Raw genomic sequence first — 25,693 nt, forward strand, 5'->3', positions numbered from 1 at the left:
GAGGTTCTACTTCTTCTTCGCGGCGAGCGTTTCCGAGACGACCTTGGACAGTTGATAAAGCCGCTGCTCGATTATCGTCGGCACCTCACAGACGTAAGTCAGCGATTGGACCCGTTCGTTGAAAATTCGCGTTGCGAATTTCAGCTGCTCGGTTCGCCGCTCGACCTCGTCGGGATCCGCATTGGGCTTTGCCCGCAACGCATCGACGTCGGACGCTTCCTTGCGCAAGGCGGCGGCCATTTCGAGCTGTTTGTGGGCGTAGCGGGCAATGCCTGAGATCACGTGCGAACGCTCGGTGTCCATGTGATCGAACATGCCTTGCACCAGCATCGCCATTTTCGGCGCAAGCTGCTCGACCGGCAGCGCGGCGGCGAAATCCCTAATCTTCTTCTGGGCTTCGGCAATCGGCAACCGCCGAGCCGCCACCTCCGCGACCAGAGCGGAAACGGCGGGATCCTTCGACAAATCCTTCGCCGCGGGAGGAAGCTCCGGCCCGTTCCAGATCTGGCCGAGCGAGAGCTGCGGCACCTTACGCTGTATGCAGGGCCAGTCCGGATCGCTATTCGCCGCCGCCTTGGCGTTCATGCTCGGCGCGAGCATGGCAGCCACAGCCAGGCTGCGAACAAGGCTCATTCGTGCCATCAGGCATTTCCTCCCGTATCCTGTTTCCGGCTTATCAGGCCGCGCGAAGGGTCGTAGGCGATGATGGCGGCGGCAAGGAACAGAACCGTGCAACCGGCAACGACGCCCAGCGACAGCCAGTCAATCTGACCGTAAAAGGCGAAGCGAATCAGTTCGACGGCATAGGTGAACGGATTGGCGAGGCAGATCTTGTAAAGAAGCGGGCTCGCCTCCTGGATACGCCACAAGGGATAGAGCGCCGGAGAGGCGAAATAGCCGGGAAAGATAACGAAGTTCATGATGCCGGCGAAGTTTTCGAGCTGCTTGATCATCGACGACAAAAGCATGCCGAGCGCGCAAAGCATCATGCCCGACAGGAACAGCGCCGGCAGCACCATGAGATAGCCGATCGGCGGCGCCTTGACGCCCCAGAACCAGGCAACGATCAGGAACGCGTAGACCTGAGCGATCGATACGGCGACGCCGGCGAGCATCTTAGAGACCAGCAGGAACCAGCGTGGGAAGGGGCTGACCAGCAGGGTGCGCATATTGCCCATCTCGCGGTCATAGACCATCGACAGCGAAGACTGCATGCCCGAGAACAGCAGGATCATGCCGCACAGGCCCGGCGTGATGTAGACCTCGTAGAGCACGTAGGTCTTGTAGGGCGGGATGATCGATACACCGAGCACCTGGCGGAATCCGGCTGCAAAAATGAACAGCCAGATGAGCGGCCGAACCAGCGAGGATATGAAGCGCTCGCGCTGATGCAGGAAACGCAGGCACTCCCGCAGGACGACGCCTTTGAGGCAGATGAGATAGTGGCGAAGGCCGAATTTTTCGAACTTCGCCGGCATGATGGCGGCGACTTTTCCGGGCATTGCGGGAGCGCTCATGGCGATATCTCCGCGGCGCCGGCCGCCTCGATGCGGCTGAGCCTCGAAAAGGCGTCGCGGATCGAATTGGCGCCGCTCGTCCTGACGACATCGGCCACCTTGCCCTTGGCGACCAGCTCACCCTGCCGCAAGACGACGACATGGTCGCCGTCGTCAACCTCATCGATCAGGTGCGTCGCCCACAGCACGCCGATGCCCTCGGTTTCGACGAGCTTGCGGATGGTGGCGAGAATGCCCGCGCGCGACTGGATGTCGAGACCGACGGTCGCCTCGTCGAGCAGCAGCAGGGCAGGGCGGTGGAGCAGCGCCCTGGCGATCTCGATGCGCCGCATCTGGCCGCCGGAAAGACTGCGTGCCTTGTCATGCTGGCGGCCCGGCATGTCGACTATGTCGAGCAACGCGGCGATGCGCTGCCGCGCCTCGCGTCCGCCGATGCCATGCAGCGAGGCGTGGTAGGAGAGGTTCTGGTGGACGCTGAGATCGAGGTCGAGCGTGCGGGCCTGGAACACGATGCCGACACGCCTGAGCGCTTCGCCCGAGGCGCGGCTGACGTCATGGCCGAAGATGCGGATCGATCCGCGGCGCGTGTCGTAAAGATGGCTGATCAGCGAGAACAGCGTTGTCTTGCCGGCGCCGTTGAGGCCGAGAAGAACGGTGAAGGTCGCCGGCGCGATCGAGAACGAGACGTCGGCGAGCGCCCGCTTCAGACCATAGGAATGGCCGACACCGGCAATTTCGAGCGCCGCCACCCCATCTCCTGGTCCGCTTGTCCTCACATGCTGCACGCCGGCTCGCTCCTTGTCGTCGAGGATAGTCTAGCACACCGAAAATCTGGCACACCGGAAGTCTGGCGCACCGGGAGTCTGGCGCCACCGACACTCTGGCGCACCGGCCCGATCGCGCAGATCCCCGCTTTCCGGTCATCCTACTTGATCGTGATCGTGCCTTTCATGCCTTTGTCGGCGAGGTCGGGCACCGACCATGTGTAGATGCCGGGTCGCACCGTGGTGAACTGTACCTGGATGGTGCCGTCGGCATCGAATTCGAGCCATGCGGGCGCGCCGTTCATGTGCACTTCGAGATCGTTGATGACGATCTGGTTGTTCCACACATTGCGGAACAGGTCGGTATGGAACTTGTACTCCAGCCCGCCCGCCGCGGTGATCTTCCAGCGATAGCCCTGGCCGGCGATCAGCTGGAAATCCTTCTGGTTGGCGGTGAACTGGTCTTCCTTGGTGCCGAGGATAAGTTCCGGCACGTCCTTGCTGGCCCGGGTTGCCTTCTCGGCTTCGGGGCTGGCCTCTGTTTTGGTCGCCGTGGCGGCTGCTGCGTCATCGTCATCGCCGTCGTTGTCTTGCGCCCAGACCTGGCCCTGCGTGAGTGCCATGCCCACCAATGCCGCGAAAGCGACTGCCCGAAATTTCCGCATGATTTCCTGCCCTTCTGCTGCTTTTCTGTCTGTTTGATTCAATTAGGTTGATTCAATCGGGTGAGTTGCTTCAATTAGGCGAGACGACGACGCCCCACGGCAGCGCGCCGACGGTGACCGACTGCACCGGCTCGTCCGTCGCCACGTCGATGAAGGTGATGTCGTTCGACACGCCGTTGGTCGAGATGATGGTTTTCTGGTCCGGGGTGAAGGCGAGCTGCCAGACGCGTTGGCCGACCAGCACGTATTTCTCGACCTCGTACGTCTGCGTATTGATCACCGCGACGCGATTGGCCGGCCCGAGCGCCACATAGGCTTTCTTGCCGTCGGCGGTGATGCGCACACCGACCGGCTGGATGGATTCGGCCCTCAGGCCTGATATCTCGAAGGTGATCTTCTGGACGACTTCGCGCGTTTGATTGTCGATCACCGAAACCGTGCCACCGATCTCGGCACTCACCCAGGCCTGCTTGCCGTCGGGCGTGAACTCGACGAAGCGCGGACGCGCATCCACCAGCACGTTGTCGGTGATCTCGTGGGACGACGTATCGATGAAATGCGCCATGTTCGTCGTTTCCGACGTGTTGACCATGGTCTTTCCGTCCGGGCTGATGCCCATGCCTTCCGGCTCGACGCCGACCGGGATTTCGGCCAGCACCTTCTTGCCTTCTATGTCGATGACGGTGACGAGATTGTCGTCCTCATTGGCGACGTAGAGCGTCTTGCCGTCAGGCGAGAGCACGAAGAGCTCCGGGTCGGGCCCGGAAGGCAAGGTATCGACGATCTCCAGGGTTGCCGTGTCGATCACCTCGATCGAATCATCGTCGCTGGCGCAGAGATAAATGTGCTTGCCGTCATGCGAGATGGTGATGCCGCGCGGACGCTGCCCGACATTGACGGTCTTGACCACTTGCATCGTCGCGGTGTCGACGACGGTCATCGTGTTGTCTTTCTCGTTGGAAATATAGGCCATGTAGGCCGACGCCGGACCGGCCATGAAGCCAGTGGCCAGAATGGCGAGCGCGTAAGCTCCTCTGTGCACTGAAATTCCCTCCCAATTGGTTCTACTTAAGCACGCATTTCGTTTCCGGCTCATCGACCCCGAGCGTATCGAGCTCGGATACCTGGTGCAAAAAACCTTCCTGCGGCGATGTCGAGACGACCGACCTGTTGTCGCCAAGGAAGATCGGCTGCCGCAACTGCTGGTTCCACTTGCGGAAGGTCAGTTTCTGCCCCTTGAAAGCAGCGATCGAAAAACCGTCGGAGCGGATGAAGTCGGCCATCTTCTTGGGGTCGGCGCCCTGTGTGCGGGTCGCCGCCTCGCCGAGGATGCGCACCGCGGTCCACGCCGCCATATCCTTCGACACCATGCGGCGGCCATTTGCCTTGGCGAAGCGGTTCTGGATCTGGGTGCCGCCCCATTGCTCGCTGGCCGGATGCCAGGCCGACGGGGCGAGGCCGGCAGTGCCGGCGACCGGCCGCGGAATCCAGGTGCGGAACGGCACGTAGGTGCCGAACACCTCGCTTTCGTCGGCGACCAGCAACACATCGTGCTCCGGCAGGTCCTGGGTGAAGACAGGCATCTGCCGCTGGATCTGGACGACGCCGGAATCGGTCCGCCGTGCCGTGCCGGTATCCTTGAATTCCTTTTCGCCGACGATCTCGCCGCCGAAGCGCGTTGCCGCACGGCGCAGCGCCTCGGCAAAGAGCTGGTCGCGCTCGTGCGAGCCGTAGATCAGCACCCAGCGCCGCCATTGCTTCCAGATGAGATATTGCGCCAGCCCGTCGGCCAGCATGCTGCGCGTCGGGATGGTGTGGAAGATGTTGGCGCGGCATTCCTCCTCGCGAAGACTGTCGTCGGTGGCGCCGGCATTGAAGATCAACACGCCGTTGTCGCGGGCAAGATCGGCGATCGACAGCAATTGCCTGGCCGAGAGGTCCGCGACCACATAGCGGTCGCCCTTGGCGATCATGTCCTTAAAGGCCGGAACGACATCCGCGTCCGGCTTTACCTCGGCCACGTCGAGGCTGAATTTCTGGCCGAGGAAGCTGCCGGTCGTGTTGTTGTCGGCAATCGCCACATTGCCGCCGGCAACGCCCTCATCGCGCGGCGGGACATCGAGCACCGACAAGGCCAGCTGCGGCGCATAAGCGCGCAAATAGCCTATCCTGATTTCGGTTATCTTTTTTTCCGGCTTGGCCTTTGCGGCCGGCTGCTCGCCGGTCGCCTCCTGGGCCAGCGCCCCCGGAACGTTGACGGTCAGGGAAAAAAAGCACAAAAAGGCCGCGAGAGTGCCCGGCACCGCGCTCGTCATCGATAAAAATTACCCGTTCTTGCGCTAAAGTCCGATTGTTGTCGGACCGGCGCGAAGTCAAGGTGCCCGTGATGAGCTTAGCTGACCGGCAAAATTTATCAAACCCCGAAAGTGGACTTCCCGCGTCTGCTTTAATGCCATGCCTTGTCGCCCGAACGGCGACCGGGCGGATTTCGGTATTCGGGCCCGAGAGCGTCCTGTCCCTCCTGCCGGAGAAAATCCAATGACCAGAATGCTGGGCAGCGTCACCGGCGTCGACGAGGCGGAGATCGCGCTTTCAGGCGGCGTCGACATCGTCGACCTGAAGAATCCAAAGGCGGGAGCGCTGGGTGCGGTATCCACCCAAACCATCAGCCGGACGATTTCGCTGATTGCCGGCCGGGCGCCGATCAGCGCGGTCTGCGGCGACCTGCCGATGGAACCCGAAACGATCCGCGCCAAGGCCGAAGAGATCGCTGCCACCGGCGTCGATTACGTCAAGATAGGCTTCTTTCCGTCGGCAAATGCCGCCGCTTGTGCGGAGGCGCTCGAGCCGCTCGCCGCGCGAACGAAGCTGATCGCCGTGCTTTTCGCCGATCTGGCGCCGGATTTCGAGCTTTTGCCGCTGTTTGCCAAACATCGCTTCCATGGCGCCATGGTCGACACCGCGAACAAGGCAAACGGCCGGCTGCTCGACCATCTGCCGCCCGAGCATATCCCTGCATTCGTCGATCGAGCCAAATCGCTCGGTCTGATGGTTGGCCTGAGCGGATCGCTGGAAGCCCCCGATATTCCGCGGCTTTTGCCTTTCGCTCCCGATTTTCTCGGTTTTCGCGGGGCGCTGTGCGGCCAATCCGGTCGCGCGGGCTCGATCAGCGCCGAGGCGGTTGCGCAGATCCGCGAATTGGTTCCGGAAGAATCCCGTGCCGGCGGGCCGTCGAGCGTCGACTACCGGCTGCTGGCGGCGAGGGGCTATTCGCCGGGCACCGATCCGACACTGGGCACCGACAAAATCTTCGTGCGGGATTTTGTCCTGCCGGTCCAGATCGGCGCTTACAGCTTCGAGCACGGCCATACGCAGAAGGTGCGTTTCGATGTGACCGCCGACGTGCTGCAGGTCACCGACCATCCCGAAGACATGCGCCATGTGTTCTCCTACGACATCATCATGGACGGCATTCGCACCATCGTCGCGCGGGGCCACGTCCAGCTTAGCGAGGCTCTGGCCGAGCAGGTGGCGACGTACATTCTGGAGAACCCGCGTGTCGTGCGCGTCACGGTCAGGGTTGAAAAACTCGAACTCGGCCCGGGCGGCGTCGGCGTCGAGATCGAACGCAAGCGCCAATCGGCAGGCCGCGGCGTTGCTTCCGGCCCCGCCGGTCGAAAAGACCAAAGCGCTGTTTCCCAGCCGCGACAGGAAAGGCCCGAGGCCAGGCGCGCCGTGGTCAAGCCGATCGTCGTCAAACTGGGCGGCAGCACGGTCCATGCGGCGGAAATGGCGCGCTGGATCGCGGCGCTGGCGGGGTCCACGCTGCCGATCGTCATCGTGCCCGGCGGCGGCTTCTTCGCCGACCAGGTGCGCGAGACGCAGATGCGCATGGATTTTTCCGACACCGCCGCCCACGCGATGGCGATCCTCGCCATGGAGCAGTTCGGCCAAATCATCCTCGACCGGGACGATAGGCTGGTGCCGGCTCGGTCGCTGGAAGAACTGTTGCAAGCCTTGGGGGCCGGGAAGGTCCCGGTGTGGCTGCCGTCATCCTTGGCCCTGCCGGCGCCGGACATTCCGGCCTCCTGGGACATTACCTCCGATTCCCTAGCCGCATGGCTTGCCGGCAAGCTCGGCGCGAAGGCGCTGCTGCTGATCAAGCAGACCGGCGCATTCTTCGGCAGCGACACGATCGACAGCCTGGCAGTCAGAGGCATCGTCGACGCTGGCTTTGCCGCCATGCTGCCCGACGGCGTCGATGTCCATCTCGCCGGTCCGAAAGATGCAGCCGAAGCCGGGGCGCTGCTCACGGCGGGCAAGCTGCCCGGCATCGCGATCGCGGCCCCGACCCGGCCGGCAAGAAAAGCAGGGTAGGCGATGGCGAAGCTGCATACGCCGCGCTGGGCATGGGTTCTGACCGGTTCCGGTCATTTTTTTACGGAGAGCTTCGCGCTCATTCACCAACTCGAACATTGCGATGTCTTCGTCTCGAGAGCCGCCAACGAAGTGCTGCGCATGTACAAGCTCAAGCTCGATTTTCCGGAGACGACGCGCGTGCTGCATGACAAGACGGCGAGCGCGATCCCGGTCGGCGAATTCTATCACGGCGTCTATCACACGGTCGTGGTGGCGCCGGCCAGTTCCAACACGGTCGCCAAATGCGTGCACGGCATTTCCGACACGCTCGCCACCAATGTCTTTGCCCAGGCGGGGAAATGCCGGGTGCCGGCCATCGTCTTTGCCTGCGACACCGCGCCGGAACTCGAAACCATGGCGCCGCACGGTCTGGTCAAGGTCTATCCGCGCAGGATCGACCTGGAGAATACCAGACAGCTGAAGAGCTTCGAGCGAACCGAGGTGGTCGAGTCGCTCGCCGAACTCGAAGCCTCGGTCAGACGGCGCCACGCCGAACTTGCAAGCCATGGCTGAGCGGCTGGCGTTTCTTACCGGCCATCTGGCCAAGGTCCGGCTGGAAAGGCTGCTGGCCGGGTTGGGCGAAACCGAATTTGCGTGGGAGATCATCGACATCGGCGTCAAGGTCGCGGCGCTGATGAGCGAAGACATCATCAAGCGGCGGCTCAGCCTGACGGACGGCACCGACCGCGTCATCCTGCCCGGCCGCTATCGCGGGGACATCGAGCATCTGTCGAGCCATTTCGGCGTGCCCTTCGTACGCGGGCCCGACGAGATCGCCGATCTGCCGGCCTTTCTCGGCCGGGCGGGCGAGCCGCCCGATCTTTCGCGTCACGACATGCGCATCTTTGCCGAAATCGTCGATGCGCCGATGTTGTCGATCGAGGCGCTGGTGGCGAGGGCACGGACGCTGGCTGCGGCCGGCGCCGACGTCATCGATCTCGGCTGCCTGCCGGAAACGCCGTTTCCATTGCTGGAACAGGCCGTGCGCGAGCTGAAGGCGCAGGGATTTCTGGTCAGTGTCGATTCGGCCAGCACGGACGAACTGTCGATCGGCGCCCGCGCCGGCGCGGACTATCTGCTCAGCCTCGATGAGAACACGCTGCCGCTAGCCTTCGACCACAAGGCGGTACCGGTGCTGATCCCGTCTACCCCAGGCGATTTGGATTCGCTCGGCCGGGCCGTCGAAGCGGCGCAAAAGGCCGGCATCGCCTTCATCGCCGATCCCGTGCTCGACCCGATCCATTTCGGCTTTGCCGCCTCACTCGGGCGCTTCATCGAGGCGCGCCGCCGCTGGCCCGAGGTCGAACTGCTGATGGGCACCGGCAATCTCACCGAATTGACCGACGCCGACAGTTCCGGCGTTACCGCCGTTCTGGCCGGGCTCTGCTCGGAACTTCAGATCCGGAACGTGCTTGCCGTGCATGTCAGCCCACACACGCTGCGAACGATCGAGGAGCACGATATTGCCCGCCGTATCCTGTTTGCCGCGAAGAACGACGGTGCGCCGCCGCGGAGTTATCATCCGGGGCTCCTGCAGGTTCACGACCGCAAGCCCTTCACGGCCTCGACCGGGGATATCGATGCATTGGCGGCCGAGGTGCGCGACGCCAACTTCCGCATCATGACCGCCGAAGACGGCATCCATGTCTTCAACAGCAAGGGGCATGCGGTTGCCACGGATGCATTCGAACTTTTTGCCGGGCTTGGCGTTGAGGCGGACGGCGCGCACGCGTTCTATCTCGGCGCTGAACTGATGAAGGCCGAGATCGCGTGGCGCCTCGGCAAGCGCTATGTGCAGGACGAGCCGCTCGCATGGGGCGTGGCCGTGCCGGCTCCGGAAACCGACCGCACCCGTCTTGCGGAGGCGGGCCACACGCTTCGCGCGAAGAAAGAGCGCTAAACCATGCCGTACATTCGCGAATCGATCATCACCACCGTCAACAAGGCCGGCGACGTCCACATCGCGCCGATCGGCATTATCGCCGAGAAGGACGGCTGGGTCATCGCGCCGTTCCGGCCGTCGGTGACGCTCGACAATCTCGCCGAAGTGCCGTTCGCCATCGCCAATTACACCGACGACGTGCGCATCTTTGCCGGCTGCCTGACCGGCCGCAAGCATTGGCCAACGGTTGCGGTTGACGGGTTTGCGGTGCCGCGGCTCGAGGCGGCGCTGGGGCATTCGGTCCTCGAAGTCGAAACTGTCGATGACGATGCTATGCGACCCCGCCATTTCTGCCGCGTGGTGCAGGAGGAAACGCATGCGCCGTTCACCGGCCTCAACCGCGCCAAGGCGGCGGTGCTGGAACTGGCCATACTGGTCAGCCGGCTCGGCATGCTGCCGCGCGACAAGATCGAGGCGGAAATCGCCTATCTTTCGATCGCCGTGGAAAAGACCGCAGGCGAGGGCGAAAAGGAAGCCTGGGGCTGGCTGATGCAGCGCGTCGGCGATCACTTGGCGAGCGAGGATGCCAGCGGCGAGGATGCGCGGGGGTGAGCCGGATAGGCTGAACCTGGGTAAGCGTCCGGACTGACGCGTTTTAGGACACGGTGGCGGTGGCGCTGATCTCAAACGGCGGTGTTCGACCCCTTGCGGTCATCGAGCCCGGTATGCACGATGACCGGAGTAGGCCGGATGAGGTCCGTCCGTTTATGGCGTCCAGGGGAGCGATAGCGGACGTTCAACCTGCGAAGCCCAATGTCTCGGCTGTGCTCTTTCGAGACCTTCGACATGGCTTCAAGTGCTATCACTTCCGGCCCATAGCCGACATTGACCGTTTCCCTCTTGTACAGCGCTTCGCCTAGCCAAAGCGGCCATTCGCGTCTACATTTGGCAAGAAAATGCCACGACACGCCGAAGCGACGGGTGTGCCTCCTGCATCAAGGAAACGAAAGCCGGCGCCATCAACAGGTTGGTGGCTGCGCCCCCAGTGCCGAAGGCTTCCGCCATCGTATCCAGCAGTTGCGAACGGATGATGCAGCCGGCCCGCCAGATCTCGGCGATGACCGGCATCGGCAGGTTCCAGTTGAATTCTTTCGACGCGCCGCTCATCACCGCGAAGCCTTGCGCATAGGCGGCGATCTTGCCGGCAAACAGCGCCAACTCGAGATCCCCGAACAGGGCGTCCCTGTCGCCGGAGATTTTGCCCACGCCGCCGCCATAGGCCTTTTCGGCGACCAGCCGCTCGTCCTTGATCGACGACAGCACGCGCGCCGCCACCGCCGCCTCAGAACCTGACCGACCATCGCTGCGCGCCAACTACCGCAACCCTGCCGCTGGAGACCTTTATGGCTGGGAGTTGAAAGGATGGGAGAGAGCTGAGTGTCCGGGTGGATGGTCCGCTCGCATGCTCTCGGCGCTGAAAGTTGCAGGCTGCCGCTCCGATAGCGGAGATTGCTGACAGGAGATTCGCCAGATCAGAATCAAGCTCGCCTTCCGTCATCCACTCTTTGGATGATAAAAGGTGCTGGGAGACGAGAAGGTCAGTTAACAAGGCGAACTGAAATTCGCCGAAGATCGGAGAATGTGCATGTCGAAGACCGATACAGTCAACGCATGCGGTGAAGTCGCCAAATGATAGGCGGTTGTTTCAGGCCGGGGGCGGGCGGTTGGCTTGCCATTGCGCTCCTGGCCCTCTTGCCTGACGGTCCGGCCTTCGCTTTTGAAAGCCCGGATGAAATTAGCGCAGCGAATCCCCTGAACTGCGGAGCACCTGACGATTATTCCGGGTCGAGCGAATGGGTCAGCAACTTCAGCATCAGCGACAAGCGTCAAACCGTCGGTCCGGTCTTTCAGCAAACTAGAAGCAACGTTCTTGATCGTAGGGTTGCGCTTCTACAGAGCGTACTCACGGACAAATCTGTTTACGCCTCAGCGATTGATGGAGTGTTTGGTTCGCAGACAGCAAGCGCTGTGAAGTCCTTCCAGAGCACATATGGGATACCCGTTGACGGCACAGTGGGGATGCAGACCGGTAATGCACTCGGGCTGCCATTTTGGGAGGCGAACAAAGCGCGCAGTCTAGCCCCGCCATTTCGCGACGATGCGAAATATCCTGAAGGTACTGAATTCAACTTCAGAAGTCTGGTCGGGATTGGCAATTTCTTTAGCAGCCTGCCGGACGCTGACTATAGTTCCTCAAATGCGCTTACTCGGAGGGCCCTTCGAACAAACAATCCCGGCGCCATCAACATCTCGAAATGGCAGCGAGACAGCATGAGAGGATATGTGGGTTGCACTCTGCCAGACCGGTACGGCAACCAAACTGCCATTTATGAAACCCCAGAGCATGGAGTAGCTGCTTGGGGTTTTCTCCTCCGCAAGATTTATTTCCAGGGAAACAAGGCTAAGGTCACCGTCGGCGACATTGTGGATAAGTATAGAGGCGACAATTCCCGCGATCCTTATATTGACGGATATAAGAAATATTCGGATGGCAAATTGGTCGAAGATTATGAAGTCGACCTGTATAGCAATCGTGAACTGGCGCGGCTGGCCATTGCCGCCTACTCGCACGAACTCGGCTCCTGGTATCCTCTCACGGACAAACAGCTTCTGGCAGGCTTTTCAATTACCGATGATTATATTGACTCGGGCGTCAATGACGAAGTCATCGTGTCTTCTGAAGAGATGGATCCGGATCTCTATGTAAAACGTCCTGATAGCGAAGGTCCGGCACAGTCGACGGGCTTAACCGCGGCTCAGTTGAGAACGGCCGATGCAAAGGTACAGGCCGGCCTACAGGAGCTCGTCGATACAGAAGATGGACCTCCCGGCGCGATCGCCACGCTCTACCGCGACGGTCGCATGACCGTACTCACAGCGGGGCGCGCCGATGTCATATCGGGTGAGGCGCTGGGGGTCGACCAATATATGCGCATCGCCAGCATCTCAAAAGCATTCAACGGCGCCATTGCCCTGCACCTCGTCCAGAAGGGCCGGCTCGGCCTCGACGACACCATCGGCCAGCACCTGCCTGATCTGCCGGCGGCATGGTCGGCCGTCACGGTCCGCCAGATGCTGAACCACACCAGCGGCCTGCCCGACTACTTGCAGTCCAAGGGCTTGGCCGAGCAGGTCGCGACAAATCCTCAAGGCTACGTGCAGCCCATTGAGATCATCGGCTGGGTCCGCAACGACCCGCTCGAGTTTACGCCCGGCACCCAGTATACCTACTCCAACACGGACAACGTCGTCGTCGGGCTGATCGCCGAGGCGGTCACAGGAACGCCCTACGGGACGCTGCTGAAGAACATCGCGTTTGGTCCTGCCGCCCTCGCCCGGACGAGTTTCCCGACGCGCGACATCGCGCTGCCTGCGCCCGCCATCCACGGCTATATCGTCGCGCCCGGATCCGAGCCGAAAGACGTCACGACCTTCGTCAGCCCAAGCGGTGCGTGGGCGTCGGGCGCGATCGTGTCGACGCCTGATGATTTGTCGACGTTCATACGGGCAGAACTCGGACTGAAGTTCTTCGGCGCTGTCGAGCAGATTGAACAGATGAAGTTCGTGGCCGGCAATTCCAGTCCGCCCGGACCCGGGACGAACGAGGCCGGTCTCGGACTGTTCCGCTACACCACGCCGTGCGGTGTCGTTTATGGCCACACCGGCAGTTTCCCGGGCTACACGCAGTGGGCGGCGTCAACCGCCGACGGGACGCGCTCGGTCACCACCACGCTGAACATCGCTGAGCCGGCTGGCGCTTTGATCGAACGCTTGCGGGAGGTTCAGGCTCAGGCGGTCTGCGCTTTGTTGGGGCACTGACGGGTATGCTATCGCGGGATGACGGACCCCAACATATTTGCTAATTTGCTAAATTGAGTTTCGAGCAATCGTTGATTTTCCCTACCACGACATGTCAGCGAGTTTGATTGATGCCTCTTCGTAAGGCGCTGTCCCAGTGGTTCGACGCAGTACGTCGCGTGTCCATCTGTCTTGCAATCAGTGCCTTCATGGTCGGACCGAGCCTTAGCCAGACGATCCCCGAGCAGATCGATTCGGTGGTTTCGGATCAGAACGAGATCATCCGACGCTATTCCGCTCCGAGGAAGCCCGGCACGATGGACCTGTCAGTTCCGGATGCACGCAAGGCAACGACCTCGGAACAAGCCGAAAAAACAATGTTCACCTTGAGGTCGATAACCGTTCGAGGCGCGGTGACGGTGTCTAGCGCTACGCTGGAGCAAGCGTGGGCCGCGCAGCTGAACAAAAAGATAAGCGCCGCCGACCTTTACGCCATCGCCGAGCGGATCGACGAGATCTACCAGAAGGCCGGATATTTCTCGTGGGCCGTCGTTCCCGAGCAGGACTTTTCATCCGGCAACGTCGTCATCGTTCTCTACGAATCCTATGTGCGCCGGGTCACCATCAACAGCGCCATCCCTGATATCGAGCGGCGTTTGAAACCTTACATCGATCGCATCGTCGCCATGCGGCCAATCCGGATCAAGGAGGCCGAGCGCGTGCTGTTGCTGATGAGCGATCTTGGCGGCCTGACCATCGAAGGCACTTTCATTCGGCCCGAAACGCCCTCCGCCGGCGGTGATCTGAAACTCGACATTGGCTTCAAGCGGGCCGGTGCAAACGCTATAGTCGATAATCTCGGCAGCGATGCCGTCGGCCCATATCAGCTGGCCGGCACCGGCACCTTCAACGATGCGCTCAGGCTGTTCGATGTGGCGAACATCGCCGTGGTGACCATTCCGGACAGTCCCGAGGAGTTGAAGTTCGTGCTGGCTTCGCACGATGTCCCGATCGGGTATGACGGACTGCATGTAGGATACAGCGTGGGTTACGTCTCTTCCCAGCCGGGCGCCGACCTCAAGCCGCTCGATCTCGACATAGCCTCTACGTTCGGCAGCGCGTATGCCAACTACCCACTGCTGCGGACAATCGATCACAGTCTATTTGGCCGCCTTGAATTGAACTTCAAGAACAACTCGCTGGCTTTGGGCGGCGTAACGCAGACGGACGAGGACCTCCGATGGCTGGCGGCGTCCTTTAAGTATGTCGGCGAGCTGGAGAACGGCGCCGTCGCGCTGACAGGTACTTTCGGCCAAGGCCTCGACGGCCTTGGCGCGAGCAGCAGCACCGATCCGCTCGCACCGCGTCCAGGCGTTCCTGATGACTACAGGTATTTTCGGGGCGACCTCGACCTTACCAAGGAGATCGCTTCGCTGGCCGTCGCCCACCTCCGAGTGGCAGCCCAATATGCGCCGACGGCGGTGCCATCGTCAGTCCAGTTGGTGCTCGGCGGCGATCCCTATGGCCTGGCTTTCGATGGCTCGGCGGCTTCAGGCGATAGCGGGATAGCGGCCTCGCTAGAATTGGGACGCAACATCGAACTCCCGGAGGCTTTGCCGATCTCAAATCTAAACGTGTTTGCTTTTGTCGATTACGGTGCGGTCTGGAACCACGATACGGGCGTGGATTACATCGAGGCGGAACTCGGCTCGGCCGGAATAGGGGCGAGGGCTGCGTTCGGGCAACACCTCAATGCAAGGGCGCTTGTTGCGGTACCGTTCAGAGATAACCAGGGTCTGACTGATACCGGCACGCGTTTTTTGTTCCAGCTAATCAGCTCGTATTAGAGCAATTCCAAGAAAAGTGTGAAACGGTTTTCCGTCCGGAATTGCGCTCTAGGTGGCGTAGCTCCCGCCTGAACTGCCCTTATCTCGGCGCGAGTTGCGCGACGAGACCATTCGTTGCTGCGACCATCGCTGTGAACCCGCCGACACTGAACTGATTGATCGACGCGAAGACACCGACACCGCGCGTTGGCGCCAACACCACGTAACTGAACTGCCCCTGCAGGCCGCCGGTCTTGTTGAGCATCATGGGTTTGTCCTTGTCGGCCAGCACTCCGACCCAGCCAAGCGTCATCGTTCCCATCGGCCCCGCATCGTCGATCCCGATGACCGGCGAGAGACCGTCGCGCCAGAGCCAGCCCGCATGGTCGACGGTACGCTCTGCATCGCTGGCCGCATCCTTGCCAAGGTGCCAGGCCATGAACTTCATCATGTCGGCGGCGGAGGTGTAGAGCCCGCCCGCGCATCCGATCGTTTCCGGCGAAGGAACGAGGGGCAACGGCGTGCCGTCGAAGAAATGGCCCTGCATGGTCCGCGCCGCATCGCCTTCCGCCAGGTTGAGCTTGGTGTCGGTCAGCTGGCGGGGCGTGAGCACCCGCTCGGCCAGCAGATCGCCGTAGGACTTGCCACCGGCATTGGCGAGCGCGAGGCCGAGCAGATCGTAACCCCAGTTCGAGTAAAAGGCACCCGTGCCCGGAGGGAAAAGATAGGGGTCTGGCTTCGCAAGCTCAGCGCGGCTGAGGTCGAAGGTATTGCCGCCGAACGGGTCGTCCGGCGTGCCGCCTGTCTGGTTCGGCACCTCGCGCGGCAGGCCGGATGCCTGCGTCACCAGATCGATGAGCCTGAGCGTTCGTCCCTCGCGCTCAGGCACGGTCCAGTCCTTCCCGAGGTGTTTGGCAAGGGGATCGGCCGCGCCGATGGTGCCATCCACGATCATCGAGCCCATCAGATCGCCGCAGAAGGTCTTGGAGATCGAGGCTATCCGCATCAGCGTATGTTCGTCGGGCGCCTGCCCCGAGCCCTTGCGGATTTCGCCGAAGCCGGCGAAGGCCGTCTCGCCGTTGCGAACCGCGGCGATAACGAGGCCAGGAGCGCCCGAGCCGAGGAAGGCGATACCGCCGGCAAATCCCACGGCTTCCTCAAGCAGACGATCTTCGGCGGTTGCGACATGAGGAGCCGCAAGGACGCAGGCGGCCGTGAAGCAGGGGATGAGCAAGCGCCTGTAGCCTGAACCGGTCATTGGGATGTCCTCGATGAGAAATCTGATTGTGAAAATGATAGACGCGGTCAGCGGGGCGCGAGCTGGTAGATCAGTTGGTTTACTGCATGCACCATTGCTTCAAAGCCCCCGGCGCTGAACTGGTTGATCGCCGCAAAGACGCCGACGCCGCGCGTCGGCGCGATGGCAACATATGTAAACATGCCTTGTCGTCCTCCGGATTTGTGAAGCACCAGCGGATGATTGCCGGCGGCCTCCACGACAACCCAACCCAGTGCCATTGCATCCATCGGCGCGCCGCCGTCGTCGAGGCCCAGCGCCGGAGAGAGCCCATCCCTCCGAACCAGGCTGGCGTGGTCGATGACGCGGCGTGCATCGTCCTCAGACCCGCCTTGAGCCAGGTGCCAGGCGATCCACTTCAGCATATCGTTGGGCGTCGTATAGAGCCCCGAGGCGCATTCCATCGTCATCGGTGTCGGCACGAACGGAAGCGGCGTGCCGTCGAAGTTATGCCCCTGCATCAGCCGGCCCTCGTCACCAGGTCGCGGATTGAAGACCGTGTCCACCATCCCGCGTGGCCGCAACACGCGCTCCTCCAAGACGGTAGCGTATGGCTTGCCAGCCGCTCCGCCGATCGCCAGTCCCAGGAGGTCGAAGCCCAGGTTCGAATAGAGCGCGCCGGTTCCGGGAGGAAACAGAAACGGCTTCCCGTTCATGGCGGCGATCATCGCTTCCTTCGTGTGGCCGGCGTAGGGATCGTTGGGTGTTCCACCTGCCTGCGCCATCTCGCGCGGCAGGCCGGAGGTCTGCGTCGCGAGGTCGATGATCCTTAGGGTCCGCCCATCCTTCTCCGGCACTACGAATCCGTCAGGCAGGTGCGTCTGAACCGCGTCGGTCAGGCCGATCTCTCCTTTTACCAACAAACTGGCGAGAGCGTCTCCGCAAAAGGCCTTCGAAATGGACGCCACTCGCATCATTGTGTCGGCAGTCGGCTCTGTGCCGGATCCGCGGACCGTTTCGCCGAAACCGGCAAACGCCGTCTCGCCGTTGCGAACGCCGGCGATCACCAGACCCGGCGCGCCTGAACTCACAAAAGCGAATGTACCGGTGAATTCGACCGATTCGTCCAGCAGCCGATCGGCGTTTGCAGGACTTGCGCAGGTAAGGACGGCAGCGGCAAGGAAAAGACGTAAGGGTATTGTGCGGGTGGCGGTCATCGGCTTCGAGCTCACCATTTCGGAAATCAGGGCGGACCGTCCACCGCCTTTTTACAAGGCGATCACTGTGGCCAGTCAACGACGGAAAGGTCAAGCGGCAGCACGTTTTCCAGCTTCTGGGGCGGGACGCGCGGCGTAAGCGTCAGCGGCGATCCGGTCGCTTCCGCCTTGTCGAAATCTTCGGTCCCTGCCTCGTCGACCGCGGTGATGGTAAAGCTGTCGAATACGTAGGGGAGGCCGTCCGAGGCCAACGGAGAAGCGCTGTCCATGACATGCAGGTGCAAATGCGGCGCCTGACTGTTCCCGGTATTGCCGACTTCGCCAATCTGATCGCCGCGGCGCACCTTGTCGCCGATCTTCACCTTCACGCTGCCCGGCCGCATGTGGGCGTAGTTGACGAACAAGCCCGAGCCGATGTCGAGCACGACGAAGTTTCCGTCGGCCTCGTCAATCGGCAGGTTGGCGGGCAGCGCACCGGGCACTTGGTCCTGCAAGTCGTCGCGCGTCCCGACCACGGTGCCGTCGGCAACGGCAAGGATGGGCTTGCCATAGATGTGGTAGTTCGCAGGAACCTTAAGGTCGCCCACGACCAGCGTGTTGTTGTCGTCGATTTGCTCCCAGTCGATAGCGAAACGCTGGGCAAGGTAGAACTTGCCGTCGAGCGACAGCAGGGCGCGGACATGACGGATGGAATCGCAGCAGCCGTCAGCCGCGACATAACCCTTGCCGCGCAAAGGCGGCCCAAGAGCCACTGGCGCCGTCGCAACCACGGCACCCTCGCCAATCGTCACCGTCATGTCGGCGCCGATGACCGCGAAAAACGCCGTGATCTCGTGGGTGATGCGAGCCGGAACCGCCGCGCCGTCCGCAAGCACGACATGCAGAAAGATGACGGCGAACTGATAGGCGGCCAGCTCGCCGGTTTCGTTGCCGCGGCTTGCGCCCGGCGTGACGCGCGTGGCCAATTCATCCGGGCCGAGTTCTGCAAGCGGTGCTCCGCTGTCGGCCTCGACGACCTCGAGCTTCTCGAAACGGACATTGCCGCCGGTGACGTTCGTCACTGCAAGTTCGTAGACGATGTGAAGCCTGCCGTCGGAGCCTGGAACCACATGCGGGGGAGCGATGATCTCCGCAACGAGCGGCGTGAGCTTCGGATTGTCGCTGGCAGCGTGCACTCCGGATGGAAATGTTGCCAACAACAGTACAAAGGTCGAAAAGAACCAAATCGGAACCCGCATTCGAACGCGCCCTCCTCTGCACACGTTGACGTTGCGACGTGAGGTTACGACAATGAAGGCCGGGAGCCAAGGTGGCGTGCGGCACATGGAAGTTTCGCGGACCTGGGGCAACCGCGGCCTCAAGTGCTATCGCCGGCATGTCTGCTTTACGGGGACAAAGCTGCCTACGGTCTCCGCAATAAAGATGTCGGCTTTTTGGTGAATGGACGGACCGCATGAACGACTATCTTCGGCGCGAACCGGACATGCGCCGAGCGGGTGCCGAACGTCGGGTTCCACCCTGTTGCGAGCTTGCGCGGGGTCCGATTTTGGATGCGCTGGTACGGGTTGAGACCTTCAAGCCGGGGCAGTATCTCGTCTCCCGATTGATCGGATGGCCACAGCGCCTACAATTGAGATCCCGCCAACAGCGCCACCGCTGACGCGGGTGCTACGCTGCTCGCTTCGCCGCGAACGGCGTCATCTGCGGGAATGATCTCGGCAAAATCGACGAAGCGGCGTTCCATGCGTTCGGCCAGCCGCCTGATCTGCCAGCGGCCGGTTCCGGCGCCGACGATCGGCGCGTTCGGAGCAAGGGGGCCGGCAACCAGGGATGCCGCATCGTGGATCTTGCGCAACTGCTGCTCGCTGAACCAGCGCGCGACTTCACGCCATTCCGGCGGCGTCAGGTCGCCGGCGTCGCGGCCGATCATGCGCGCCAGCCGCGCGGTCGAACCGTCGACCGTCTTTTCCTTACCGTCGGCGGTAGCGTGCCTGTCGTCCTTCTCGTCGAGCACCCCCAGGATGCGGTGCGCGTCGGCGATCGAGGCGAAATATTCGTTCATCAGCGGTGTCAGCCTGCCGCGGACGGGGGCCGACGAGGCCACACCGAACAGGAACGTCCTGGTGAAGCCGGTGTAGACCAGTTCGCCGGTCAGCAGCCGTCCGGCATCGGTGTAGCCGTCATTGGCGATGGCGCCATTCTTGACGGCGAGAATGTCGGTGGTGGTGGAGCCCATATCGACGAACAGGGCATCGCCGGCGCGTTTGGCCACCAGCGACGCTGTCGCGTGCCAGTTGGCGGAGGCGACATCGGTGCTCAGCTGCGCTGCCTGCTCGACTCCAACAAAGCCGAACGGCCCGGCATAGATCAGTTTCTCGCCTGGGAACCGGCTTGAAATTTCATCCAGTAGAGCTGCGACGCCGGCATCGCGGGACGGAAAGATGTCAGCCAGTTCGCCGGTCATGGTGAATGCGTTGAGATCGGCGCCCGCATAAATCGGAGCCGCTTCCTCGAATGCCGAGGCCAGCTTGTCGAGCCCGAGCCAAAGCGGCGTGGCGATCGTTACGGCCTTGACGATGCGGCCGTCTTGCGCGCGCGTCACCTTCAGATGCGCGCCACCGATATCGAAGCCGGCAACGATGCTCTTTCTTTTTTCCACACTTCAAGCTTTCATCACAGTTGGACAGGGCAGTTGGTCAGCGAGAAAAGCGTTGCGTATCATTCCGGTTCTCGACCTGAAAGGCGGCGAAGTGGTCCGCGCCCAACAAGGAAAACGCGATCGCTACAGGCCGATCGTTACGCCGCTCAGCCAAAGTTCGGATGTCGTCGCGGTCGCCGAGGGCCTGCGCGGACTTTATCCTTTTCCGACCTTCTATATCGCCGACCTCGATGCCATCGAAGGCGGAACGCCAAACAGCGGCGCGCTTGCCCGGCTGAAGGCGATGGCGGAGCCGCCGGAGCTTTGGGTCGATGCCGGCATCGCCGACGAGAAAACCCTTGCGGCAGCACTCGCCGAGCCCTGGCTTTACCCGGTCCTGGGTTCCGAATCGCAGCGAGACGACGCGCTGTTCCGGCGTTTTCGCGATCATCCCGACCTTATCCTGTCGCTGGATTTCTTCGACGACGGATTTCGCGGTCCGGCATCATTTCTCGACGAGCCGGAGTTTTGGCCGCAAAAGGTGATCGTCATGACTTTGGCCAGGGTCGGCTCCGCCTCCGGTCCCGATTTCACGCGGCTCGAGGCGATCAAGGCGAAGGCCGGAAGCCGCTCCGTGATCGCGGCCGGCGGGGTGCGCAACGAGGCTGACATTCGCGCCCTTTCGTCACTCGGTATCACTGCTGCGCTGGTCGCGACCTCGCTGCATGACGGCACGCTTACGCCGAAGCACCTCGCAACGCTTGGCGCCTGACATTTGCATGACCTCTGACTTCGGCCTCGGAAACTGGGCCTTGGATCTAGAGCGGCGGACTCTCAGTCGATCGTCGCGCCGCTCTATCTCTTTGTTTTTGCGCAATTCCCCAAGGAAAGCGCTACGCGTTTTTCCTGGGAAAACCGTTTCACACTTTTCCTGGAATTGCTCTAAAAGCCCAGTAGCTTTTTCAGTCGGCGCAACAGACCATCCGGCTCCGCGGAGGGTTTTGCCTGTGCGGGGCTGTCTCTTGTCTAAGCCGCGAACGGATGCTTCACCTGGTCCCGCTTGGCCGTGGCCTCGGCGGCCGTCGGCGTTCCCGAGACCGCGCGCTGGATGGCTTCCTTCGTCGCTTCGTAATTGTACTTCTGGATCTTGGCGTCGTCCGCCGCGTCCCAATGGATGAAAACGCCGACGCAGATGAACAGATCGTCCGCCTCGCTGGCGGGAATGATGTCCTCGGCGACGGCGTCCTGCACGGCCTTCGCAACCGCATGCTGGGCCGGGCCGAACATCTGCACCGCCTGCTTGGCGCCTTTGATCGTGACCTTGTTGAACATCACGGTGTTGGGCTTGCACTGAAGATTGGGTGCGATCACCGCCAAAAGGGAGGTAAAGCCGTCCTTGTTGTTGGTAAGTGCGTTGCAAAATGCCGTTTCGACCGCGCTCCCCCGCGGGCCGATGAGCAGGTCGACATGCGCCACTTCGTTGCCGTCTCCTACCAGCGATTCACCGACCATTACTTTCGAGATCTTTGCCATGCCAATTTTCCTCCAAGACACAGTTAAGGTGTCCAAAGACGCCGCAACCGAGCGAGCGCTCGATGGACAGCTATCCTTGTTGGCAGCGTCCGGATTGTCCGGACCGGTTGGCTGGATAGCCGCGGAAGCCCAGCTCCCGCTCATAGAAGTCAACCACCAACGCTGCGATTATGCAAGGCGAACGCCGAGGAGGTGGACTAAAAGAGTAGCCACGGTCAGATCGGCCGAGGTGCCGGGGTTGAGCTTGCCCGCCTTCAGCCGGCGATCGAGCTCCATGAGCAGATGAATGCGTGATGCTTCGTCGTCGTTGGCATGGAGCGCCGCCTGAACGGCAAGCGCCTCTTGCCGCGCCTGATTTGCGGCTTCGGCTCCGTGGTTGCGCACGACATGGCTATCGGGGAAGCCGGCGAGAAACGCCATATAGGCGAACACCGTCGGCCACATGCCGCCTTCCCCGCGGGCCAACGCCGCTTCGAGAGCCGCAAGCCCGACGTCGAACACGTCGCCGAAACCGGTGACATACTGGCGGGCGATCATGTCGCGGTCGGCCGCCTCCCGCATGGCTTCGAGCAGATGAACCTTCGGCTCCTGGCGCACGTCGTTCGCGGCCTCGCCAAGGCCGCCCGGCGCGGCCGCGACGATCGCTTCGAACACGGCCCTGGTGTCATCCATGCTCATCGCGCGCAGCACCGCGTCGAGATTGTCGTGCAGCCGACCGTCGTGCAGTGGGGCGCCCGTCATTTCGGCGGCGTATAGCAGAGGTCCTGACAGAAGGATGATACCGAGATTGGTGTTGGTCGCGACCGCCAGACGTGTCGCGCGGACCGCTTCCAGCATGCGCTGTCCGACCGGCAGGCGAGGATCGGTCAGCGGCCCGGACGAAACCTCTGCGCTCATCATGAACTGGGCGGCGGACATGCCGTGCCCGTCGGCGAACAGATGGACATTGCCGGGCTTCAGCGCCTCGATCTCCATCCGGCAGGCATCCTTGTAGGCAGCCCGGAGGCGTTCTCGCAAAAGCGCCATGCTACCGGCTCGTCACGAATTCGCCGGCGCGGTGAGGCGATAGGGGCGCGCCGCCGCCGTTTCGGTGCGATCAGCCAGGAATTTCAGCAGTGCGTCGGCAATCGCATCGGCGATGTTCACCGCGACGACCGATTGCAGCCCGGACCAGGCCGGCATGCTGTTGACCTCCAGCACGAACAGCTTGCCGTCGGCCGCCGGCACGATATCGACGCCGGCGAAATCCGCTGACATAGCGGCGGCGGCGGCGCTTGCCAGCGCCGCCAGTTCAGTTTCGCCATGCCCCGAGATTTGCTCGGGCACTGCCCCGCGATTGATATTGGTGATCCAGTCGTCGCCACGGCGGCTCATCATCGCCAGGACTTCGCCGGCGCAGACGAAAACCCGAAAATCGCGGAAAGGGGGGCCGGGACGCGGCACGTAATGCTGGAGATAGTAGACGCTGTTCACCTCGTCCTCGGCGGGGAGATCGGACAGTGTTTCGATCAGCCTGATGCCGCGGCCCTGCGCGCCGAAAAGCGGCTTCAGCACCAGCGGCGTGAACGGCAGTTCGCGTTCAGCGATCGCTTCGGCCTGGGCACGTCCCTCGACCGCGAATGTCGGCGGCGTCGGCAGGCCGGCATTCTTCAGGAGGAAGGTCGTCATCGACTTGTCGACGCAGCGTTCTATCGCCTGTGCGGAATTCCACACCGGTACAGAGAGTTTGGCGAATGCGTGCAGCACGCCGAGGCGCCGGGTGACCGCTTCGAACGATCCGGCGGCGATCGAACGGACCAGCACGGCGTCCGGCAGTGCGCCGTCGAAGCCGGGGATCGACAATCCGCTCGGGCTGCCGGTGTCGAATTCGATCGCCGCCAGCGGCACGGTTGCGACCACGGCGCCCCGCCGGTCCAGCCTTGCCGCCAAGCCCTTGGCGCGGGTGTCCGAAACATCGCTGACGATCAGGATGCGGGGGATCATGTGGCGCCTCGGATAACGATATACCAAAAGCCCGGGCGAGCGGCCTGGCAAGCGGATGCCAGATGGGTCCGTTGTACAGCCATGGCCTAACCGAGGCTCCGTTCGAGCATCTGCAGGTCACGCTCGCCGGCGCGAAACGTATCGCCCGTGTCGATCGCCGTGACGATCACTTCGGCCGGGCTGAACAGCAGCGGATCGATGGCATAGAAATCACCGTTGAACCGCTTGAAGATCTCGGCGAAGGGGTGGCCGTGATCCCGCGAGGCGCGGCTCGGCAGTCGCTCCGCGAGTTCGCTGGCGTCTTTCGACGAGCCTTTTACGAAGAGCTGAACGCTGCCGCCATAGATGATGGCGTCGTTGGTTCTGCCCATGGCGGTCAGGAAATCCGGATGCGGGGCGGGGATCGGGGCGGTGCCGATGCCGTCGACGATGTGGTCCAGCGGAAATTTGAGATCGTTGCTCTTGTGCAAGGCGACTTCGAGCGCGCGTGCAACGATCTGCACGCTGCCGGCAAGGCTCTGTGTCGGCGCATAGAGGAAGGTGAGCTTTTCGGTCGGCAGTCCGGTCGCCTTGCCGACCTTCTCGACGATCGCCTGGGGCGGCGGTTCGGCCGTCTCCAGGATAAGCACGGCGGATGACGCGGTGTCGCGATAGGAAAGCACTTCGAACAGCGGTTCGACGCGGGCGCGCGCCCGCGCCGGTCCCGATCCCATGGCGAAATAGCCCTGGCTCGACAGGTTCCAGCCCGCATACTGGCTGCCCAGGCAGGCAAGCACCGGCTGCGAAGACCGTACTTCGATGGTGAGCGGCCATTTCTGCGACGCGCGGTCCATGCAGACCGAAATGCTGCCGAGACCGCCCATCGCGGCCTCCGCCATGCGCAGTCCGGCCTCGACGCCGCCGGCGGCCTTGGCGCCGGCATCGATCAGGCACTCGCCCAGAGGGCCTCTGGACACGGCGATACGCAGGCGTTCGGCGTCGCCGATCATGCCGTCGACGATGCGTTGCGCATTGTCGTTCAGGAATGCCGAACCATCTTTCATGTCCGGTCTCCTTCCCATTGATGTTGCAATCGGTTGGCTTGGTCCTTGATGAGCCGCCTGGTCAAATCGGCACTCGGACCGCGCGCGAAGATGGTGCAGACAGGATCCCCGGCGATCAGACGGGTGCCGGGCGACTGATGGTCCGCAGTCCATTCAGGCCAGGCAATCGATGGAAACTGGGCGATCGGCGCCGCCGCGTAGGTCACCATCGACGCCATCGAATCGACGAAGCGTGGCAGGCGGTAAGCCTTGCCTGCCGCGGCGCGCAGATGCGCTTCGATCAGAGGCGCGTCGGCATCGTCGAAAATGTCGAGCGTGGCGCCTGGTCTTGGATTGATCTCGATAAGCTTGTAGCCGTCCGCTGCGCGAATGAGATCGGCGCTGCACAATCCAGCCAGGCCGGCGCGGCGCGTCAGACCTGAAAGCCAGTCGCCGATCATCGCCGCCTGCGTGCGGTCGAAGCGTCGCAACCGCACGGCGCCGCCATAGCGATAGGGCGCTGCCGGGGCAGGCGACGCCCACTGTTGGCTGAAGCCGACGATATCAGCGGTTTGGCCGTTGGCGACGAACAGGGCCGAGATGCTGCGGCCGGCAACGAAACGCTGGAAATAACGGCCGCCAGGAGCCTCGCTCTGTAATACCGGGCTTTCCCCGGTGGCCCGCCTGATATGCGTGCCGCCCGCGGCTCCCGCGGTCTTGACCACCCAATTCTCAGGATCCGGCGGCCGGTCCCACCGGAATTCCGGATGCGGGATGCCGAGTTCGGAGCAATCGGCGGCCAACAATTGCGGGTCCTTGATCCTGCTGATCGCGGCACCGCTATTGCCGGCGAGGGGAAAATGGCGCGCGACCTCGTCTACGGTCTGCGTCATCCGCTCGAAGCCCGAGCCCAGGACAATGGCGGCCGGTTGGTCGTCTCCAGCCAATTGCCGAAGCGTCTCGATGATGCGCTCGCCGTCGATGCCGCCTTGCAGGTCGCCCGGCAGCAACGTCGCGCGTTCGGCGAGCGCGACGGTGTCGGTGTCGCAAAAGAAATCGGCGACCAGCGGACGATAGCCGGCCTGGCGCGCGGCGGCAGCCAGCGCCCGGCCTGAAATCGCCGCGATCAAGA

General features: G+C 62.6%; 22 protein-coding genes and 1 pseudogene. 7 read left to right on the top strand and 16 right to left on the bottom strand.

Features of this window, described 5'->3' with window-relative positions:
• Positions 1-6: 6 nt before the first annotated feature.
• From AC0L26_RS19095 to AC0L26_RS19120, 6 genes are all read right to left on the bottom strand, one after another.
• Positions 7-642 carry a hypothetical protein gene (locus tag AC0L26_RS19095; RefSeq protein ID WP_473633946.1) on the bottom strand — a complete coding sequence of 212 codons (636 nt, stop codon included), beginning with the start codon at positions 640-642 and terminating at the stop codon, positions 7-9.
• Positions 642-1,478, bottom strand: coding sequence for an ABC transporter permease (locus AC0L26_RS19100; RefSeq protein WP_473634121.1), 837 nt, complete (start codon positions 1,476-1,478; stop codon positions 642-644). Before AC0L26_RS19100 ends, AC0L26_RS19095 begins: the two co-directional genes overlap by 1 nt.
• A gap of 35 nt (positions 1,479-1,513) precedes the next feature.
• Positions 1,514-2,266: an ATP-binding cassette domain-containing protein gene (locus AC0L26_RS19105; RefSeq protein ID WP_473633947.1), complete on the bottom strand. Its 753-nt coding sequence runs from the start codon at positions 2,264-2,266 to the stop codon at positions 1,514-1,516.
• Between the two features lie 176 nt (positions 2,267-2,442).
• Positions 2,443-2,946 (bottom strand): cupredoxin domain-containing protein, encoded by a 504-nt coding sequence (locus AC0L26_RS19110; protein WP_354487370.1) that lies wholly within the window; start codon positions 2,944-2,946, stop codon positions 2,443-2,445.
• A gap of 70 nt (positions 2,947-3,016) precedes the next feature.
• Positions 3,017-4,042, bottom strand: a complete 1,026-nt coding sequence (locus AC0L26_RS19115) for a YVTN family beta-propeller repeat protein (protein WP_473633948.1) — start codon at positions 4,040-4,042, stop codon at positions 3,017-3,019.
• Positions 4,011-5,261: an ABC transporter substrate-binding protein gene (locus AC0L26_RS19120; protein ID WP_473633949.1), complete on the bottom strand. Its 1,251-nt coding sequence runs from the start codon at positions 5,259-5,261 to the stop codon at positions 4,011-4,013. The genes AC0L26_RS19115 and AC0L26_RS19120 overlap by 32 nt, the downstream gene beginning before the upstream one ends.
• A gap of 223 nt (positions 5,262-5,484) precedes the next feature.
• Between AC0L26_RS19120 and AC0L26_RS19125 the strand changes: the two genes are divergently transcribed.
• Genes AC0L26_RS19125 through AC0L26_RS19140 form a run of 4 tightly spaced genes read left to right on the top strand, consistent with a single transcriptional unit; the run spans position 5,485 to position 9,859 of the window.
• Entirely contained in the window at positions 5,485-7,323 is a 1,839-nt protein-coding gene (locus AC0L26_RS19125; protein ID WP_473633950.1) for a (5-formylfuran-3-yl)methyl phosphate synthase, read from the top strand.
• A 3-nt stretch (positions 7,324-7,326) separates the two neighbouring features.
• Positions 7,327-7,878, top strand: coding sequence for a flavoprotein (locus tag AC0L26_RS19130; RefSeq protein WP_473633951.1), 552 nt, complete (start codon positions 7,327-7,329; stop codon positions 7,876-7,878).
• On the top strand, positions 7,871-9,265 hold the full coding sequence (locus AC0L26_RS19135) for a DUF6513 domain-containing protein (RefSeq protein ID WP_473633952.1): 1,395 nt from the start codon (positions 7,871-7,873) through the stop codon (positions 9,263-9,265). The genes AC0L26_RS19130 and AC0L26_RS19135 overlap by 8 nt, the downstream gene beginning before the upstream one ends.
• Positions 9,266-9,268: 3 nt before the next feature.
• A complete protein-coding gene (locus AC0L26_RS19140) occupies positions 9,269-9,859 on the top strand; it encodes a DUF447 domain-containing protein (protein WP_473633953.1) in 591 nt (196 codons plus the stop codon).
• A gap of 345 nt (positions 9,860-10,204) precedes the next feature.
• Here AC0L26_RS19140 and AC0L26_RS19145 read toward each other — a convergent pair.
• A pseudogene (locus AC0L26_RS19145) lies at positions 10,205-10,591 on the bottom strand (NADP-dependent phosphogluconate dehydrogenase); the annotation flags it as partial.
• Between the two features lie 345 nt (positions 10,592-10,936).
• Here AC0L26_RS19145 and AC0L26_RS19150 point away from each other — a divergent pair.
• Both AC0L26_RS19150 and AC0L26_RS19155 read left to right on the top strand, forming a co-directional pair.
• On the top strand, positions 10,937-13,126 hold the full coding sequence (locus AC0L26_RS19150; RefSeq protein WP_473633954.1) for a serine hydrolase: 2,190 nt from the start codon (positions 10,937-10,939) through the stop codon (positions 13,124-13,126).
• 110 nt (positions 13,127-13,236) lie between these two features.
• On the top strand, positions 13,237-14,952 hold the full coding sequence (locus AC0L26_RS19155) for a ShlB/FhaC/HecB family hemolysin secretion/activation protein (protein ID WP_473633955.1): 1,716 nt from the start codon (positions 13,237-13,239) through the stop codon (positions 14,950-14,952).
• Between the two features lie 79 nt (positions 14,953-15,031).
• Here AC0L26_RS19155 and ampH (AC0L26_RS19160) read toward each other — a convergent pair whose 3' ends face one another.
• The 4 genes from ampH (AC0L26_RS19160) to AC0L26_RS19175 form a co-directional block, all read right to left on the bottom strand.
• Complete coding sequence (gene ampH / locus AC0L26_RS19160) at positions 15,032-16,189, bottom strand: D-alanyl-D-alanine-carboxypeptidase/endopeptidase AmpH (RefSeq protein WP_473633956.1); 1,158 nt, start codon at positions 16,187-16,189, stop codon at positions 15,032-15,034.
• A 47-nt stretch (positions 16,190-16,236) separates the two neighbouring features.
• The gene (gene ampH, locus AC0L26_RS19165; protein ID WP_473633957.1) at positions 16,237-17,385 is read right to left on the bottom strand and encodes a D-alanyl-D-alanine-carboxypeptidase/endopeptidase AmpH; all 1,149 of its coding nucleotides are present in this window, start codon (positions 17,383-17,385) and stop codon (positions 16,237-16,239) included.
• 62 nt (positions 17,386-17,447) lie between these two features.
• Positions 17,448-18,623, bottom strand: coding sequence for a M23 family metallopeptidase (locus AC0L26_RS19170; protein ID WP_473633958.1), 1,176 nt, complete (start codon positions 18,621-18,623; stop codon positions 17,448-17,450).
• A gap of 386 nt (positions 18,624-19,009) precedes the next feature.
• Positions 19,010-20,044, bottom strand: a complete 1,035-nt coding sequence (locus tag AC0L26_RS19175; RefSeq protein WP_473633959.1) for a hydantoinase/oxoprolinase family protein — start codon at positions 20,042-20,044, stop codon at positions 19,010-19,012.
• Positions 20,045-20,096: 52 nt separating this feature from the next.
• On the opposite strand from AC0L26_RS19175, the gene AC0L26_RS19180 reads away from it, so the two are divergent.
• A complete protein-coding gene (locus AC0L26_RS19180; RefSeq protein WP_473633960.1) occupies positions 20,097-20,795 on the top strand; it encodes a HisA/HisF-related TIM barrel protein in 699 nt (232 codons plus the stop codon).
• Between the two features lie 254 nt (positions 20,796-21,049).
• Here AC0L26_RS19180 and fae read toward each other — a convergent pair whose 3' ends face one another.
• From fae to AC0L26_RS19205, 5 genes are all read right to left on the bottom strand, one after another.
• Positions 21,050-21,556, bottom strand: a complete 507-nt coding sequence (gene fae / locus AC0L26_RS19185) for a formaldehyde-activating enzyme (RefSeq protein WP_473453914.1) — start codon at positions 21,554-21,556, stop codon at positions 21,050-21,052.
• A 168-nt stretch (positions 21,557-21,724) separates the two neighbouring features.
• The gene (locus tag AC0L26_RS19190; RefSeq protein WP_473633961.1) at positions 21,725-22,582 is read right to left on the bottom strand and encodes a triphosphoribosyl-dephospho-CoA synthase; all 858 of its coding nucleotides are present in this window, start codon (positions 22,580-22,582) and stop codon (positions 21,725-21,727) included.
• A 12-nt stretch (positions 22,583-22,594) separates the two neighbouring features.
• On the bottom strand, positions 22,595-23,539 hold the full coding sequence (locus AC0L26_RS19195; protein ID WP_473633962.1) for an ATP-grasp domain-containing protein: 945 nt from the start codon (positions 23,537-23,539) through the stop codon (positions 22,595-22,597).
• A gap of 86 nt (positions 23,540-23,625) precedes the next feature.
• Positions 23,626-24,582 carry a methenyltetrahydromethanopterin cyclohydrolase gene (gene mch, locus AC0L26_RS19200; protein ID WP_473633963.1) on the bottom strand — a complete coding sequence of 319 codons (957 nt, stop codon included), beginning with the start codon at positions 24,580-24,582 and terminating at the stop codon, positions 23,626-23,628.
• Entirely contained in the window at positions 24,579-25,691 is a 1,113-nt protein-coding gene (locus AC0L26_RS19205) for an ATP-grasp domain-containing protein (protein WP_473633964.1), read from the bottom strand. Before AC0L26_RS19205 ends, mch begins: the two co-directional genes overlap by 4 nt.
• Positions 25,692-25,693 lie beyond the last annotated feature (2 nt).

This window comes from Mesorhizobium sp. WSM4823 (genome assembly GCF_055811195.1).